Annotated in this window: 1 rRNA gene (cut by a window edge); it reads left to right on the top strand. The window is 54.0% G+C overall.

Annotated features, from left to right (window positions below):
- A 23S ribosomal RNA gene (locus ACOTXF_RS23680) occupies nt 1–1,612 on the top strand; its annotated part reaches 1,211 nt to the left of the window's first position; the annotation flags it as partial.

Below are 1,612 nucleotides of genomic sequence, written 5' to 3'. Positions count from 1 at the left end.
ACTGGTCGAGTCGGCCTGCGCGGAAGATGTAACGGGGCTAAACCATGCACCGAAGCTGCGGCAGCGACACTATGTGTTGTTGGGTAGGGGAGCGTTCTGTAAGCCGTTGAAGGTGGCCTGTGAGGGTTGCTGGAGGTATCAGAAGTGCGAATGCTGACATAAGTAACGATAAAGCGGGTGAAAAGCCCGCTCGCCGGAAGACCAAGGGTTCCTGTCCAACGTTAATCGGGGCAGGGTGAGTCGACCCCTAAGGCGAGGCCGAAAGGCGTAGTCGATGGGAAACAGGTTAATATTCCTGTACTTGGTGTTACTGCGAAGGGGGGACGGAGAAGGCTATGTTAGCCGGGCGACGGTTGTCCCGGTTTAAGCATGTAGGCGGAACGATTAGGTAAATCCGGTCGTTTTTTAACGCTGAGGTGTGATGACGAGGCACTACGGTGCTGAAGTAACAAATGCCCTGCTTCCAGGAAAAGCCTCTAAGCATCAGGTAACATCAAATCGTACCCCAAACCGACACAGGTGGTCAGGTAGAGAATACCAAGGCGCTTGAGAGAACTCGGGTGAAGGAACTAGGCAAAATGGTGCCGTAACTTCGGGAGAAGGCACGCTGATATGTAGGTGAAGCCCCTGCGGGTGGAGCTGAAATCAGTCGAAGATACCAGCTGGCTGCAACTGTTTATTAAAAACACAGCACTGTGCAAACACGAAAGTGGACGTATACGGTGTGACGCCTGCCCGGTGCCGGAAGGTTAATTGATGGGGTTAGCGGTAACGCGAAGCTCTTGATCGAAGCCCCGGTAAACGGCGGCCGTAACTATAACGGTCCTAAGGTAGCGAAATTCCTTGTCGGGTAAGTTCCGACCTGCACGAATGGCGTAATGATGGCCAGGCTGTCTCCACCCGAGACTCAGTGAAATTGAACTCGCTGTGAAGATGCAGTGTACCCGCGGCAAGACGGAAAGACCCCGTGAACCTTTACTATAGCTTGACACTGAACACTGGTCCTTGATGTGTAGGATAGGTGGGAGGCTTTGAAGTGTGGACGCCAGTCTGCATGGAGCCGTCCTTGAAATACCACCCTTTAATGGCTGGTGTTCTAACGTAGACCCGTGATCCGGGTTGCGGACAGTGTCTGGTGGGTAGTTTGACTGGGGCGGTCTCCTCCCAAAGAGTAACGGAGGAGCACGAAGGTTAGCTAATCCTGGTCGGACATCAGGAGGTTAGTGCAATGGCATAAGCTAGCTTGACTGCGAGAGTGACGGCTCGAGCAGGTGCGAAAGCAGGTCATAGTGATCCGGTGGTTCTGAATGGAAGGGCCATCGCTCAACGGATAAAAGGTACTCCGGGGATAACAGGCTGATACCGCCCAAGAGTTCATATCGACGGCGGTGTTTGGCACCTCGATGTCGGCTCATCACATCCTGGGGCTGAAGTAGGTCCCAAGGGTATGGCTGTTCGCCATTTAAAGTGGTACGCGAGCTGGGTTTAGAACGTCGTGAGACAGTTCGGTCCCTATCTGCCGTGGGCGCTGGAGAATTGAGGGGGGCTGCTCCTAGTACGAGAGGACCGGAGTGGACGCATCACTGGTGTTCGGGTTGTCATGCCAATGGCA

The organism is Enterobacter cloacae complex sp. IR53041 (assembly GCF_049238285.1).
Taxonomy (GTDB): Bacteria; Pseudomonadota; Gammaproteobacteria; order Enterobacterales; family Enterobacteriaceae; genus Enterobacter; species Enterobacter roggenkampii.
This window is presented reverse-complemented; position numbering and strand designations above follow the sequence as displayed.